This window comes from Thiohalophilus sp., assembly GCF_034522235.1.
Lineage (GTDB): Bacteria > Pseudomonadota > Gammaproteobacteria > UBA6429 > Thiohalophilaceae > Thiohalophilus.
This window is the reverse complement of record NZ_JAXHLN010000003.1, coordinates 249,138-262,852: the sequence shown is the minus strand read 5'-3', so window position 1 is coordinate 262,852 and position 13,715 is coordinate 249,138. Positions and strand designations below refer to the sequence as shown.

The following is a 13,715-nucleotide window of genomic DNA, read 5'->3' as shown; positions in this document are numbered from 1 at the left end:
TCACAATACCCTATAAACTGATGTCCCAATTACCCGAATGCGTCGAAGTCGGTCCCGCCGATGCGCAACATAGCGTCATCTGGCTACACGGCCTGGGTGCCGACGGCCATGACTTTGAACCGCTGGTCCCCGAACTGGGGCTGGCGGATCTGTCCGTGCGGTTTGTTTTTCCCCACGCGCCGGTCCAGCCGGTTACCCTCAACGGCGGCATGGCCATGCGCGCCTGGTACGATATCCGCTCGCCCCGGATTCAACAGGATGAAGATGCCGCGGGAATCCGGGCTTCACAGGCCATGATCGAAGCGCTGATCCAGCAGCAACAGCAAGGCGGTGTCGCCTCCCACCGGATCATTCTGGCCGGCTTCTCGCAGGGTGGTGCTGTTGCCCTGCATACCGGCCTGCGTCAGGCCGAATCTTTGGGTGGCATTCTGGCACTTTCAACCTATTTGCCGCTGGTCGCCGACTTTGAACAGGAACGCCAGTATGCCAATCAGGCTGTGCCCATCTTTATGGCCCACGGCAGTGACGATCCCGTGGTGCCGCTCTCCCTGGCCGAAGCTTCATATCAGATCCTGCAACAGGCGGGCTACCCCGTAACGTGGAAGCGCTATCCCATGCAGCACCAGGTCTGCCCGGCGGAGATCAGCGATATCGCCGCCTGGTTACGCCAGCAACTGAGTGGCGAGGCAGAATCCTCGCTGCCCTGAATGATCACCACGGGTCTGCACCGTCGCGTGTCGTTGTAAATCGTGTAACACCTGTTTAGCGCGGCGGAAACTTTTTCAAAATCGCCTCGACCAGATCATTGACCAGGCCGGTGTTGCTTTCGGGCGTACTGCCGGCATACAAACGGCGACTGTCGGAACCACGCCAGAGCAACGTGTCGGTTTCGCTGCTGTGCAGATCGATCGTCAGCACCATGCGATCATAGGACTCCACGTCGGAAGCCGGAAACCCATAGCCGAAACCGATACCGACATTGCGGCTGAAAGTACCAACCCCGACCGAAACCCCGGAGGCGTCACTTTCGATCTCCTGCTTGATATCAACCCGATAACTCACACGCACATCTGCCGGTTGTTCCTCCCGCAGGCCCCCCTGCTGTAATCCGGCACGGATCGCCTTGACCAGACGCTGCTGCATCATGGGCGTATTGAGTCGCGGATCGTCAGCAATTTTTTCGGGCTTCTCCTGCAGGAAAAATGTTTCAAGCGCCGCAAAATTATAATTCTGCTCGTAATCCACATTTACAGTGGAGCTGCAGGCACCGAGCATCAAAGCCGCCAACAACAAACCAAGATAACGTATACAGTGCATAACACATGCTCCCGGCGGTGCGATCAAGTAAGCCTGTCCTGCTTGCGCCTGAATTGTTTAAGAATCCGCCCGACTGCGTTTGCTTCTCAACCAGCGCACCAGCGGCTCCCACTGTTCCCGATCCCACCACACCTGCGATGGGGCCATTTCAAAAATGCCCACGCCCCGTTCTTCGGCACGGATGTAGTTCTGGGTATCCCGCAGCGAGGTGACAAACGGTATTCGCAGACTCTTGAGAAACGCCTGTAATGATTGATAGATTAAGGTATTTTCCCTCACCCGATTGGCCACAACCGCGACCCGGGTCTCTTTTCGAGAGACCTTGCCGGTGGTGAGAAGTTCCTTCATAAAGTCGGCCGCGGCCCGAATATCAATAGGCGAGGGCAATACCGGGACGATAATTGTCTCCGCCCGGCGTACCAGCCGGGTCAGCTCCTTGCCCTGTACCCGGGCCGGCGCATCCATAATCACGACCTCGCTCTCCGCGGGAACGCGTACTGCTTCTCTGGTTGCGTCAATCCCGTGAATTTGCGGATAGTTGGCGGGACGCACCTTGAGCCAGGCCATGCTGGAGCCCTGGGGATCGAAGTCGGCCAGGGCCACCTGTTTTTCCAGCTCATACGCGTAGTAACTGGCCAGGTTGGTCGCGATCGTGCTTTTGCCACAACCGCCTTTGGCATTCAGAACCATGATCTTGCGCATCCGATACGGCCTCCTTGAATTCAGGTGCTAGGTACTAGGTACTAGGTACGAGTAACGAAGTTAAGGTGTGCCGTATCGGCACCGTAAATCAAGTGTAGTCAAAACGAATCTTCTGTGTGAAGGAAAAAGTCACATCGGGCAAGTCTGGAAGAAATATCGAGACGCTAACAGTGAACAGATCTGGTTTCGAAAAAAATAAATCTTCGTGTCTTGGTGTCTTCGTGGTTATGCTTTTTAATCATTATCGAAAATCCCCAGTTCGTCCCAGATGGCGTCAATGCGTTGCTTGACGCTTTCATCCATGCTGATCGGCCGCCCCCATTCACGCCGGGTTTCGCCCGGCCATTTGTTGGTGGCATCGAAGCCGATCTTGCTGCCCAGGCCGGAGACCGGGGAGGCAAAGTCGAGATAATCGATGGGCGTGTTGTCGATCAGGGTGGTATCGCGAATCGGATCCATGCGCGTGGTCATGGCCCAGATCACATCCTGCCAGTTACGCACATCCACATCCTCGTCGGTGACGATCACAAATTTGGTATACATAAACTGGCGCAGGAAGGACCAGATGCCGAGCATCACCCGTTTGGCGTGACCGGGATACTGTTTTTTCATGCTCACCACCGCCATGCGATAAGAGCAACCTTCCGGCGGCAGGTAAAAATCAACGATCTCCGGAAACTGCTTTTGCAGTAGTGGTACGAAAACCTCGTTCAGCGCCACCCCCAGCACCGCCGGTTCATCGGGCGGACGGCCGGTGTAGGTACTGTGATAGATCGGATCGGGACGATGCGTGATACGCTCGACGGTGAATACCGGAAACTGCTCCACCTCATTGTAGTAGCCGGTGTGATCGCCGAAAGGCCCCTCTTCAGCCATCTCTTCGGGATAGATAAACCCTTCGAGCACAAACTCGGCCGAGGCGGGCACCTGCAGATCAGAGCCGAGACAGGTTGTAACCTCGGTCTTGTCGCCGCGCAACAATCCGGCAAAGCCGTATTCGGAGAGCGTATCGGGTACCGGCGTGACCGCACCGAGAATGGTGGCCGGATCGGCGCCCAGCGCCACGGCAACCGGAAACGGTTCCCCGGGATGCGCCTGTTGCCAATCACGAAAATCCAGCGCCCCGCCACGGTGCGCGAGCCAGCGCATAATCACCTTGTTGCGCCCGATCACCTGCTGGCGATAGATGCCCAGATTCTGGCGCTCTTTGTTGGGGCCTTTGGTAATGACCAGCGCCCAGGTGATCAACGGCCCGGCATCCCCCGGCCAGCAGGTCTGGATGGGCAACCGGGACAGATCCACCTCCTCGCCCTCGATCACCTGCTTCTGACAGGCGGCCCCCTTGACCACCTTCGGCGCCATATTCAGCACCTGCTTGAAGATCGGCAGCTTGCTCCAGGCGTCCTTCATCCCCCTGGGCGGATCCGGCTCCTTGAGAAACGCCAGCAATTTACCTACCTCACGCAGGGCTTCGACCGACTCTTCCCCCATGCCCAGGGCCACCCGCTGCGGCGTGCCGAACAGGTTGGCGAGCACGGGGATATCCGAACCCCTGGGGTTTTCAAACAACAGAGCAGGGCCGCCGGCGCGCAGGGTGCGATCGCAGATCTCGGTCATCTCCAGATAAGGATCGACCTCGACCTGAATCCGTTTGAGTTCGCCGCGCTTTTCCAGCTGGGCGATAAAATCACGTAAATCGCGGTATTTCATACAAATTTACCGATAAGTTTTGCAGCATAATAATGGCAAGTAATGACAATGGCCACCGAAAACACTGAAATCACCGAAAACCGATGTTGTTCACGATAACCATAACCCTCGGTGTATTCGGTGCAATCGGTGTGTTCAGTGGTTACTTCTGTCGCCTTGCAGGCGAATCATGACAGCGACAAGTTGGTAACGACCGGGGCATGATCGGAGGGGCGTTCGAGGTTGCGCGAGGCGGTGTCGATCGTGGATCCCATCACTCTGTCGGCCAGGTTATTGCTGACCAGGATGTGGTCGATGCGCAGGCCGAGGTTGCGGCGAAAGGCGGCAGCGCGACACCGTTATAGGTTTTCTGACCGTTGGCGACCACGTTGTAGCCGGCTGCGTTGAATTCGGCAAGCGGAAAGTGCTCATCCTGCAGCTTGGTTTCCTGCAAGCCGACCAGATCCGGCTGGTTGACGGCCAACCAGTCAAGCACCTGGAGCAGGCGCACTCGCAGGGAATTGACGTTCCAACTGGCCAGGGTCAGCACAGGCGCGAAGATCCCTAGATGCGGAAACCGCCATGACGTCGGCGCAGGCGATAATCCATCCAGCCAATCCCACCGACAAGACCGATAATCAACACTGTCAGTAACGTCCCCCAGTACCAGCCGGGTAACGCAGGCTGCCATTTTTCTATCTCTTCGGCACTGGGCAGTTCTTCACGGGTCAAAAACTCCCGGGCGAACTCGATGCGGGCGCGCAGCTCCTTATTGAGTCGCCGCTGCTCTTCCAGTTGCGCGCGATACTGTTCGAGCCCGGGCGAAGCCGGCGTATCTTCTTCTGCTTCTGCTTCTGCCTCCGCTTCCTTTTTCAGGTTCTCGATCTCGGCTTGCAGTTTTTCGATCTGGCGCTCTTTTTCCGCCAGTTGCTGCAGTTGCTCTTCATTAATTGCCTCACTATTGCCACCCGCCTCGATCTGTTTTTTCAATTCGCGGATGGTGGTTCTGGCATTGGACAGTTCATCCCGGCGGATTTGCAGATCACGCTGGACTTTGTTGAGTTGTTTGTTTTTCTCTTCAAGCTGTGCGCTCAACGCCTCGTACTTGCTGGCCAGCTGATCATTTTGTGCCTTTTGCGGTGGCTCTTCGCCCAGGTACTGGGCCCGAATCCAGCCCTGATCGCCGTTTTCCAGCCTGACCCGTTTGAATTCACCTTGCTCCTGAAACACTTCCACACTGTCACCGATAGACAACTTGCCGGTAACGGGGCTGTTAATACTGGGTTGTTGATACAGATCAACTTCGAGCTGGTCGGAGACATACTCGGTTTTCGCCAGGGCCGGCGGAACTACCGCGACCAGCAGGATGAGCCAGAACAACTGAAGGCGTTTTTTCATTCTGTCGGATTCCAGATTATTCGTTATGGGTACGTCAAATTTCTCTCTGTCGGTCTTAATCAACGTTCGCTCAGGCAGCTATACCGGTATGCCGCAACAGAGCCTCGATCTGCGGCTCGCGACCACGAAAGCGGACAAACAGCTCCATCGGCTCACGTGTACCGCCTTGCTCCAGTACCGAGTTCAGGAAATGCTCGCCGGTACGACGATCAAAAATCCCGTTTTCCTCGAACAGGGAGAAGGCATCCGCCGATAATACCTCGGCCCACATATAGCTGTAGTAACCTGCCGCATATCCGCCGGCAAAAATGTGCGCGAAACCGTGCTGGAATCGATTATACGGCGCCGGCTTGACCACGGACACCTCATCACGCACCTGATCGAGAATCGTCTGAATCCGCCCGCCCTGTTGCGGGTCGTATTCCAGATGCAGACGAAAGTCGAACAGCGAGAACTCCAGCTGACGCATCATCAACATCCCGGCCTGGAAATTTTTCGCAGCATACATCTTCTGGTACAGCTCATCCGGTATTGGTTCACCGGTTTGATAATGGGCGGCAATCAAATCCAACGCCTCGCGCTCCCAGCACCAGTTCTCCATGAACTGGCTGGGCAGCTCGACCGCATCCCAGGCCACCCCGTTGATGCCCGAGACGCCGATGTGATCGACCCGGGTCAACATGTGATGCAGGCCGTGACCGAACTCATGGAACAGGGTAATCACCTCATCGTGAGTGAACAGCGCCGGTTTGTCGCCGACCGGCGGCGTCAGGTTACAGGTCAGATAGGCCACCGGCGTCTGCAACTCGCCACTGGTATGGCGCAGCCGGCCGCGACAATCATCCATCCAGGCGCCGCCACGTTTTTTCGCCCGGGTATAGAGATCCAGATAGAACTGGCCGCGCAACTCACCGTCGGCATCGCGGATCTCGTAGAAGCGGACATCCGGATGCCAGGTCTCAATGCCCTCAACCTCATTGATCTCGATGCCGTAGAGCCGTTTAACTACCTCGAACATGCCGGGGATCACCCGGGTTTCGGGGAAGTAGGGTTTGAGATCTTCCTGGGAGATGGCGTACTTGTGCTGGCGCAGTTTTTCCGAATAGTAGGCGATGTCCCACGGCTCCAGCTTCTCCAGACCGTGTTGCTGGTGGGCAAATTCGCTCAATTCGGCCAGATCCTGTTCCGCCACCGGTCTGGCCCGTTGAGCCAGGTCGTGCAAAAACGACAACACCTGTTGCGGCGACTCGGCCATCTTGGTCGCCAGCGAGCGTTCGGCGTAATGGGTAAAACCGAGCAGTTGCGCCAGTTCATGACGCAGCGCCAGGATCTCTTCCATCACCGCGGAGTTATCCCACTGGCCGGCATTTGGCCCCTGATCCGAGGCGCGGGTCACGTAGGCTTCATGCATTTCACTGCGCAGCTGCCGATCATCGGCGTAACTCATCACGGCATAATACGAGGGAAAATCGAGCGTAAAGACCCAGCCTTCGATCTGCTTCTCTTCGGCAGCCTGGCGGGCCATGGCGCGGGCCGAGTCGGGCAAGCCGGCCAGTTGCGCCTCGTCGGTGATCGGTTTGTGCCAGGCGTGCGTCGCATCCAGCAGATTCTCTTCAAACCTGGTGGTCAGGCTGGAGAGCCGTTGCTGGATTTCCTTGTAGCGCTGTTTCTTGTCGAGGGGCAGATCCACGCCACAGAGGTGAAAATCGCGCAGGGCGTTGTCGATGATTTTTTTCTGCGCCGCTTCCAGCTGTTGATATTGGGGCGAGTCGGCAATCGCCTTGTAGGCGGCATAGAGCTGCTCGTTCTGCCCCAATTCCGTGGCGTAGTCGCTGAGCTTCGACAGACAGGCGTTGTACGCCTCGCGCAACGCGTCGCTATTGACCACCGAGTTCATATGACTGACCGGCGACCAGGCCCGATCCAGTCGATCGTCCATCTCTTCAAGGGGCTGGATCAGGTTCTCCCAGCTGTAAACCTCGTTCTGCGCCAGCAACTGCGCCAGCTGTTCACGGTTTTGTTGCAACAGAGCGTCGATCGCCGGTTCGACATGTTCCGGTGCAATCTGGCCGAAGGCGGGCAGGGCGGGCATTTCAAGAAGCGGATTGGACATCGATACGTTACCTGTCTGATACTGTGTGGGTGAGCCGGGGCGCGAGGTGACGCGCCATAATTTAGCATGAACCGTAACCGCCTGTGGGGTTGGAGACAGAATTGCCTGACACCGCCCTGCCGTACGCCAACCTGACGCCGAGCCTCATACTGGATGCTGTCGAGGCCTGCGGATTTCAAGCCAGCGGCGCCCTGCTGGCGCTCAACAGTTATGAAAACCGTGTCTACCAGGTCGGCCTGGATGACGGCAGCTTCCTGGTCACCAAGATCTATCGCCCCGGCCGCTGGAGCGATGCGGCCATCCTTGAAGAGCACGCCTTTGCCCAGGAACTGGCGGAGCTGGAAATCCCGGTGGTGGCCCCGCTGCCGCTGGCCGAGGGCGGGACCCTGCTGCATTATGCCGACTACCGGCTGGCCCTCTATCCCCGGCGCGGCGGCCGCCCGCCCGAGCTGGAAGATCCCGAACACCTGCGCTGGCTGGGCCGCATGCTGGGCCGCATCCATGCCTGCGGCAGCCAGCGCCTGTTCCGCCAGCGGCCCCGGCTGAACACCGAGCTGCTCGGCACCGGTCCCTATCACTATCTGATGGAGCACGGCTTCATTCCCCCTGAGCTGGAACATAATTATCGCCAGGCCGCCGAGCAGCTGCTCGGGGAGATCGAAAGCGTGTGGCGGGAGGTTGCCGGATGGGTGGATCCGATTCGCCTGCACGGTGACTGCCATCCCGGCAATATCCTCTGGACCGGGCAGGGGCCCCATTTTGTCGATCTCGACGACTGCATGATCGGGCCGGCAATCCAGGATCTGTGGATGCTGCTCAGCGGCGATCGGGCCGATATGACCCGCCAGCTGGGCCTGCTGCTGGAAGGCTACAGCCAGTTTTACGACTTCAACGCCCTGGAATTGCGCCTGATCGAAGCGTTACGCGGGCTGCGACTGATTCACTACAGCGGCTGGCTGGCCCGGCGCTGGCACGACCCCGCCTTTCCCATGCACTTTCCCTGGTTCAACACCCCCCGCTACTGGGAAGAACAGCTCAATACCCTGCGCGAGCAGATCGAACGACTGGAGCAACCGCCGCTCGAACCCTGAAATTTTTGGAATAAAATGACCCGCCCGGCCGTTTACTCAGGGTAACCCTGATAATCCGTCGCCGGACCCCTCTACCCGCCGTTCTGTTGTCCAGTTGTCGCCAGCGACTAAAGCCATTCCGGGTAAAGTAAGCATAATCATGGGCGCATCAGAACAAACATTCTCCGACCCGCCGACCGAGGCCGATGAACAGGCACGGGCCAACCTGCGTCTTATCAGCCGGATCTATCCCGAGCTGGCCAATCCGCAAAAGCCCGAGTGCTTCGAACTGCTGGCGCAGGCGCCCATCAATCTCATCCCGCCGGGCAGCCTGCTGGTACAGGCTCACGAGACCTGCAACAACTTTATCCTGCTGCTGGAGGGCTCGATCCGAATTTACCAGATGGCCGAAGATGGCCGCGAAGTGACCCTTTATCGCATCCATCCAGGCGATATTTGCCTGATGAGCCTCAACAGTCTGCTGCGTAACGAACCGTTCAATGCCAGCGCCCGCACGGAAACCCGGGTCAGGGCCCTGATCCTCAAACAGAACGATTTCCATCACGCCATGGAAATCTCAGACAATTTCCGTAACCTGGTACTCAAGAGTCTGACCGCCAGCGTCAGCGAACTGACGAACAGCTTTTACGACATGGCCTTTCAACGACTGGATGTCCGCCTGGCCTGTCTGCTCGGACAACTGTTCGAGCGGGCCGGTAGCAAGACCATCAAGGTGACCCATCAGTCGCTGGCCCAGGAACTCGGGACCACCCGCGAGGTGATCAGCCGCCTGCTGAAACAGTTCGAACAACAACAGTGCATCAGCCTGGCGCGGGGACACATCACCATCAACAACAAATCCAGCCTCGAGTGGTTCAGCCGTTAATCGCATAGTTTAACGGTTGGTTATTTTATTTTGTATTAATCGCTGTTCTTTGCACTTTATGTAACCTGCGTTACAGACCCGTACCTATCACTCTGTTTTAGTCCCCGCAAAGCATTGACTGCCTGAATACGGACATCATCTGTTCGCATGGAGTACGGTCAAACACGCACTGCAATAACGTGTTATTTGATTCCTGCCAAATACAATAAAGAGGAGAACACCTGTCATGAAACGCCGTGACTTTCTCAAGCTCACCTCGGCCGGCGTGGCCGGGTCGTTGCTGGGCGGTGTGGGGCTGCTGAGCTGGACCCCGCGGGCGCACGCCGCCACCATTGAAAAAACCTTTTACATCACCGAAGGTTATATCACTCAAATCGACGGCACCGATGTCTATTTCCGCGGCTTCAGCAGCGACAGCAACAGTCTGAACGTGCCGGGCGAATCGATGATTGTGCAGGAGGGCGATACCCTCTCGATTACCCTGATCAACACCCTCAACACCAGCGCCAGCTTCGTCATCGACGGCCTGGTGGACAGCGGGACCATCGCTGCGGGCGAAATCAAGACCGTGGAATTTGAAGCAACCAGTTTCGGCTCCTTCATGTATTACGACAAACTCAACGCCCCCTATAACCGCCTGCTCGGCCTGCATGGCGGTCTGGCGGTGATGCCCTCGGGCAGCAGCGACGAGCTCTATCCTGGCAGCCCCACCTTCGTGCAGCAGTACTTCTGGATCTTCCACGATATCGATCCGGTGTGGCACGACGCCCTGAGTCAGGGCAACACGCCGAGCACCGAATATATCCCGCGCTATTTCACCCTCAACGGGCTGGGCGGGCGGCCGCCTGGCGCACCGGGCAGCGGCGATCCAAGTCTCGACAGCATGCACGATCCCCGCTCGGCCCTGCACGGCCACATGGGTGATCGGGCGCTGGTGCGGATATTCAACGCCGGCCTGGCCGCCCAGAGCGTGCATCCGCACGGAAACCACATGGAGTGGTTGACGGAAAACGGTATCATTCGCCCGGATATCTGGAAGAAGGATTGCCTCTACCTCGACGGCGACATGGGAGCACTGGACATGATCTATCCCTTCGAGACCCCGCCGGATGCCTGGCCACAGGTCTCCACCGGCGAGTATCCGATGCACCTGCACTCGGAAATGTCCCAGACTGCCGCCGGCGGGTACTACATGTTCGGCGCCATCACTGACATCTTTTTCGAATAAGGGGGTAAAGCATGTTTAATATCAACGAAAAACACCGTCTGATGATGGGCATGGGCGGCGGCGGAGGTGGCGGCATGGGCGGCGCCTGCTACGTCTATGACGAGAACCAGGAGGACAACCCCAACCTGGTCACGGCGGACGTCACCTTTGATCGCAGCATCGACATGGACATCAGCCTGACCATGGACGACGGCACTGACATCACCATGTGGGGCTTCGCCGACGGCGGTGGTGGCGGCATGGGCGGTGGCGGTACCTTCCCCTCGCCGGCGATGCGGGTCACCGCCGGGCAAATTGTCCACACCAACCTGTCGGTGAGTAACATGTGGGCGCATACCATTCACCATCACGGCATCGAGCCGGGGCCCGAGAGCGACGGTGTGGGCCATATCACCTGGGACGTGCAGGACAACACCTATACCTACCAGTGGCGGCCGATGCATCCCGGTACCTATTTCTATCACTGTCACACCAACACGGTGTTACACGCGGAGATGGGGATGTACGGCGCGCTCATCGTCGATCCGTCGGAAGGGCCGGGCACCCTGCTGTCGGGCGGTCCCACCTATGACGTGGAGGCGTTCTGGGTGGTGGACGAGATCGACTCGCGCTGGCATACCCTGGACTGGGACGCCGGCACCTGTGGCGAGGACGTGGGCCTCAACGTGCTCAACCCCGACTACTTTGTCATCACCGGGGTGGACGGCACCGGCACCTCGGCGCTGGATGCGCCCCCCATCTCCGCCACGGTAGAGGTGGGGCAGAAGCTGCTGGGCCGCTATGTCTGTGCCGGCTACCACCCGCAACAGATTCGCTTTGGCGGGTTGACCGGCACTGTGTACATCTCCGACGGGCGTCCCCTGCCCAACCCGGTGCAGGTGACCGAACTGCGCGCCCATTCGGGGGAACGCTACGACATCATCTTCGAGCCGACCGAAACCGGCGAATACATTATCGAGGCGGATGTCATTCACTGGATCAGCGGCGACGTGCTGGGGACAGTGAAAACCAAAGTGACAGTAGTATAATAATAAATAAATTTAGAGGTAAAACAAATTGGAGGGGATGCTTGCATCCCCTTTTTTTGTTATTGACGCCGTTTATACAACAGACGATGACTGATTACATCTTCCAGGCCCTGGATAACCCGCCACCCCGGTTTGTGCAAACCCTGCGTGCCGCCCTGGCCCACCATAATCAATCGGTGACCGGGGAGGCCAAGCTACAGCACCTCGGCATTTGTGCCAACGATAAAACCGGCCGGACGGTAGGTGCCGTCTATGGCTGGCTCCAGTGGGGCTGGTTGTATATCGATCTTACTCATTTATTCAATGAAAAAACCCTCGATCAGCGCCTGCCGAGCTACTCAGCGGATCCCGATGGAGACTCCCCCTGATTGATCCTCTCCGGCGTTGTCATAACAATAAAGCTTCGCTCAGCCGAAGAGGTTCTGTGATCAATCGCCAGTTTCGCCGGCAGGTATCCCATTTTTATTCCGGTTTCCAGATCCCCACAGCAGGATCATCCGTTTGCACGCTCTGCCCCCTGGGTGCGGCCGGCGCCGACTGTTGTTGTCCCGCCAAATCCTCTGCCTCCTGGGCGGCCACATGCTTGGCAAAGGCGGCCAGTTGATCGATCACCTCATCGCGTTCGTTTGAGCCACCGGGATGACCGGCGGCCAGATAGCCGGAGATCGCCGCCAGGTATTGCAGTGCCAGCATCATATTCTTTTCCACATCGGCGTCGTGTTGCACGATGACATTGTAAACCCCGTGGATCAGGTCATCGGACAGGGTGATGGAATCACTCATATTCTGTTTCCCGCTTTCGCTTCATAAATGGATGCAGGATTTTACAATCAATATATAATGTTGTCTCTACCCGTAAGACCCTGTCATTTTTCAGGCAAATTCACCCCAAATCGCAGTAGTGAGTTCCTTGCTATGAGTAAACATTTTGATCTGATCTCCATCGGCGCGGGCAGCGGCGGGCTCTCCGCCGCCGAACGCGCCGCCGAATACGGTAAAAATACCGCCGTCATCGAAAACAACAAACTGGGCGGGACCTGCGTCAATGTTGGCTGCGTACCCAAAAAAGTCATGTGGTTCGCCGCCGGCGTCGCCGAGACTCTCCATGATGCCACCGGTTACGGTTTTGATGTCAGCCTCAATAAATTCGACTGGGGCAAACTGGTCGAGGTACGCGAGGGCTATATCAACGGCATCACCGAGTGGTACGGCAACTATCTGAAGGATTCCAATATCGAGCACATCCAGGGCACGGCCCGCTTTACCGATGCCCACACCCTGGACGTGGACGGCGAGCAGTACACCGCCGATCATATCGTCATCTCGCCGGGTGGCTATCCCGTGGTGCCGGAGGTGCCCGGCGCCGAGTACGGCATCACCTCCGACGGCTTCTTTGCCCTCAGGGAGCAGCCCAAACGGGTCGCCGTGGTGGGCGCCGGTTATATTGCCGTGGAGCTGGCCGGCGTTCTCAACAGCCTCGGCAGCGAGGTGAGCATGCTGCTGCGCCGGGATCATTTCCTCTCCGATTTTGACGCCATGCTGCGCGAGACCCTGATGGAAGAGATGATGAACGCCGGGGTCAATATCATGTCGCGGGTTAACGTGGAACGGGTGGAGAAGCAGAGCGACGGCACGTTGAACATTCACTGTCAAAGCGGTGTCACCCTGGAAGGCTATGATTGTCTGATCTGGGCTATCGGCCGCGCACCGAATACCGCCAATCTTGATCTGGAGGCCGCCGGCGTGCAGTACAACAGCGATGGCACCATCCCGACCGATGCGTACCAGCAGACCAATATCAAAGGCGTGTATGCCGTCGGCGATGTGATCGGCAAGGCCCAGCTCACCCCGGTGGCAATTGCCGCATCACGCCGCCTGTCGGATCGGCTGTTCAACAACATGCCCGAGCGCAAGCTCGACTACGAAAACATTCCGACGGTCATGTTCAGCCACCCGCCCATCGGTACCATCGGCCTGACCGAGGACGAGGCCCGTGAGCAGCACGGCGACGCAGTGAAGGTTTACCAGACCGGCTTCACCGCCATGTACCATGCCTTCAGCCCCCATCCACAGCGTACCGCCATGAAGCTGGTCTGCGTCGGTGCCGAGGAAAAAGTGGTCGGTTGTCATATCATCGGCATGGGCGCCGATGAAATGCTGCAGGGCTTCGGCGTGGCGATCAAGATGGGTGCGACCAAGAAGGATTTCGACAACTGCGTCGCCATCCACCCAACCAGCGCCGAAGAACTGGTCACATTACGATAAGAGGCCCAAGGGACAGGGC

Annotated in this window: 14 protein-coding genes and 1 pseudogene; 7 read left to right on the top strand and 8 right to left on the bottom strand. The window is 57.9% G+C overall.

Annotated elements, in window-relative coordinates:
• Positions 1 to 20 precede the first annotated feature (20 nt).
• On the top strand, positions 21 to 707 hold the full coding sequence (locus U5J94_RS04120) for an alpha/beta hydrolase (RefSeq protein WP_322564371.1): 687 nt from the start codon (positions 21 to 23) through the stop codon (positions 705 to 707).
• 55 nt (positions 708 to 762) lie between these two features.
• On the opposite strand, the gene U5J94_RS04115 is transcribed toward U5J94_RS04120, so the two are convergent.
• From U5J94_RS04115 to prlC, 7 genes and pseudogenes are all read right to left on the bottom strand, one after another.
• Positions 763 to 1,317, bottom strand: a complete 555-nt coding sequence (locus tag U5J94_RS04115) for a DUF4136 domain-containing protein (RefSeq protein ID WP_322564370.1) — start codon at positions 1,315 to 1,317, stop codon at positions 763 to 765.
• Between the two features lie 57 nt (positions 1,318 to 1,374).
• Positions 1,375 to 2,019 (bottom strand): ParA family protein, encoded by a 645-nt coding sequence (locus tag U5J94_RS04110; protein WP_322564369.1) that lies wholly within the window; start codon positions 2,017 to 2,019, stop codon positions 1,375 to 1,377.
• Positions 2,020 to 2,253: 234 nt separating this feature from the next.
• Complete coding sequence (gene ubiD, locus U5J94_RS04105) at positions 2,254 to 3,729, bottom strand: 4-hydroxy-3-polyprenylbenzoate decarboxylase (protein ID WP_322564368.1); 1,476 nt, start codon at positions 3,727 to 3,729, stop codon at positions 2,254 to 2,256.
• Positions 3,730 to 3,896: 167 nt separating this feature from the next.
• On the bottom strand, positions 3,897 to 3,998 hold the full coding sequence (locus U5J94_RS15205; protein WP_416224187.1) for a hypothetical protein: 102 nt from the start codon (positions 3,996 to 3,998) through the stop codon (positions 3,897 to 3,899).
• A gap of 56 nt (positions 3,999 to 4,054) precedes the next feature.
• A pseudogene (locus tag U5J94_RS04100) lies at positions 4,055 to 4,255 on the bottom strand (endonuclease/exonuclease/phosphatase family protein); the annotation flags it as partial.
• Positions 4,256 to 4,272: 17 nt separating this feature from the next.
• Complete coding sequence (locus U5J94_RS04095; protein WP_322564366.1) at positions 4,273 to 5,106, bottom strand: TIGR04211 family SH3 domain-containing protein; 834 nt, start codon at positions 5,104 to 5,106, stop codon at positions 4,273 to 4,275.
• Between the two features lie 70 nt (positions 5,107 to 5,176).
• A complete protein-coding gene (gene prlC / locus U5J94_RS04090; protein ID WP_322564365.1) occupies positions 5,177 to 7,219 on the bottom strand; it encodes an oligopeptidase A in 2,043 nt (680 codons plus the stop codon).
• A 101-nt stretch (positions 7,220 to 7,320) separates the two neighbouring features.
• Here prlC and U5J94_RS04085 point away from each other — a divergent pair, with 101 nt between their 5' ends.
• The 5 genes from U5J94_RS04085 (at position 7,321) to U5J94_RS04065 (ending at position 11,799) form a co-directional block, all read left to right on the top strand.
• Entirely contained in the window at positions 7,321 to 8,310 is a 990-nt protein-coding gene (locus tag U5J94_RS04085) for a serine/threonine protein kinase (RefSeq protein WP_322564364.1), read from the top strand.
• A gap of 139 nt (positions 8,311 to 8,449) precedes the next feature.
• The gene (locus tag U5J94_RS04080) at positions 8,450 to 9,175 is read left to right on the top strand and encodes a Crp/Fnr family transcriptional regulator (protein WP_322564363.1); all 726 of its coding nucleotides are present in this window, start codon (positions 8,450 to 8,452) and stop codon (positions 9,173 to 9,175) included.
• A gap of 226 nt (positions 9,176 to 9,401) precedes the next feature.
• Complete coding sequence (locus U5J94_RS04075) at positions 9,402 to 10,403, top strand: multicopper oxidase domain-containing protein (RefSeq protein ID WP_322564362.1); 1,002 nt, start codon at positions 9,402 to 9,404, stop codon at positions 10,401 to 10,403.
• Positions 10,404 to 10,414: 11 nt separating this feature from the next.
• Entirely contained in the window at positions 10,415 to 11,431 is a 1,017-nt protein-coding gene (locus U5J94_RS04070) for a multicopper oxidase domain-containing protein (RefSeq protein WP_322564361.1), read from the top strand.
• A gap of 86 nt (positions 11,432 to 11,517) precedes the next feature.
• Complete coding sequence (locus tag U5J94_RS04065; RefSeq protein WP_322564360.1) at positions 11,518 to 11,799, top strand: hypothetical protein; 282 nt, start codon at positions 11,518 to 11,520, stop codon at positions 11,797 to 11,799.
• Between the two features lie 94 nt (positions 11,800 to 11,893).
• Here the strand turns inward: U5J94_RS04065 and U5J94_RS04060 are convergent, their stop codons facing one another.
• Complete coding sequence (locus tag U5J94_RS04060) at positions 11,894 to 12,214, bottom strand: hypothetical protein (protein WP_322564359.1); 321 nt, start codon at positions 12,212 to 12,214, stop codon at positions 11,894 to 11,896.
• A gap of 132 nt (positions 12,215 to 12,346) precedes the next feature.
• Between U5J94_RS04060 and gorA the strand changes: the two genes are divergently transcribed.
• A complete protein-coding gene (gene gorA, locus U5J94_RS04055; protein WP_322564358.1) occupies positions 12,347 to 13,696 on the top strand; it encodes a glutathione-disulfide reductase in 1,350 nt (449 codons plus the stop codon).
• The last annotated feature ends 19 nt before the right edge of the window (positions 13,697 to 13,715 follow it).

Coding starts and splice junctions, on each gene's coding strand:
- U5J94_RS04075 (WP_322564362.1), top strand. CDS start 9,402: ATGAAACGCCGTGACTTTCTCAAGCTCACCTCGGCCGGCGTGGCCGGG.
- U5J94_RS04060 (WP_322564359.1), bottom strand. CDS start 12,214: ATGAGTGATTCCATCACCCTGTCCGATGACCTGATCCACGGGGTTTAC.
- U5J94_RS04080 (WP_322564363.1), top strand. CDS start 8,450: ATGGGCGCATCAGAACAAACATTCTCCGACCCGCCGACCGAGGCCGAT.
- U5J94_RS04115 (WP_322564370.1), bottom strand. CDS start 1,317: ATGCACTGTATACGTTATCTTGGTTTGTTGTTGGCGGCTTTGATGCTC.
- U5J94_RS04110 (WP_322564369.1), bottom strand. CDS start 2,019: ATGCGCAAGATCATGGTTCTGAATGCCAAAGGCGGTTGTGGCAAAAGC.
- prlC (WP_322564365.1), bottom strand. CDS start 7,219: ATGTCCAATCCGCTTCTTGAAATGCCCGCCCTGCCCGCCTTCGGCCAG.
- U5J94_RS04065 (WP_322564360.1), top strand. CDS start 11,518: ATGACTGATTACATCTTCCAGGCCCTGGATAACCCGCCACCCCGGTTT.
- U5J94_RS04120 (WP_322564371.1), top strand. CDS start 21: ATGTCCCAATTACCCGAATGCGTCGAAGTCGGTCCCGCCGATGCGCAA.
- U5J94_RS04095 (WP_322564366.1), bottom strand. CDS start 5,106: ATGAAAAAACGCCTTCAGTTGTTCTGGCTCATCCTGCTGGTCGCGGTA.
- U5J94_RS04070 (WP_322564361.1), top strand. CDS start 10,415: ATGTTTAATATCAACGAAAAACACCGTCTGATGATGGGCATGGGCGGC.
- gorA (WP_322564358.1), top strand. CDS start 12,347: ATGAGTAAACATTTTGATCTGATCTCCATCGGCGCGGGCAGCGGCGGG.
- ubiD (WP_322564368.1), bottom strand. CDS start 3,729: ATGAAATACCGCGATTTACGTGATTTTATCGCCCAGCTGGAAAAGCGC.